This is a genomic window from Paenibacillus sp. 2TAB26 (assembly GCF_052115145.1).
Lineage (GTDB): Bacteria > Bacillota > Bacilli > Paenibacillales > Paenibacillaceae > Pristimantibacillus.
In genome coordinates, this window is record NZ_JBFRGC010000119.1 from 1 (window position 1) to 416 (window position 416).

A 416-nucleotide genomic window follows, 5' to 3' on the forward strand; every position below is an offset into this window, starting at 1 on the left:
GATCTTAAACTGACCCTGGGCATAGCGGGTACTTACGTAACGACAAAAGCCCTCAAGCGGGATGAGTTATACGCAGATCTGTACAGAAACAGGGCTGGTAAACCAACAGATGCCATATTTGGTTTAGTAAGTGAAGGTCTGTTTGCCAACCAGAACGATATTGCTGGCCATGCCTCACAAAAGTTTGGCGTAACCAGGCCCGGAGACATTAAATATAAAGATCAGAACCAGGACGACGTAATTGATGACAGAGACGAGGTGATGATTGGCAGGTGGAGCAATCCTTTCACAGGTGGCTTGAATGTTACTGCCCAATTTAAAGATTTTACACTTTTTGTTTTGGCAACAGGGTCTTTTGGTGGAACTGCAATTAAAAATAACAGCTACTATTGGGTTTCAGGTGCCACGAAGTATTC

At 44.0% G+C, this 416-nt stretch carries 1 protein-coding gene; it reads left to right on the forward strand.

Annotated features, from left to right (window positions below):
• Nucleotides 1-416: hypothetical protein (locus AB4Z50_RS36140; RefSeq protein ID WP_441887322.1), on the forward strand; the 416-nt coding region annotated here is incomplete at both ends.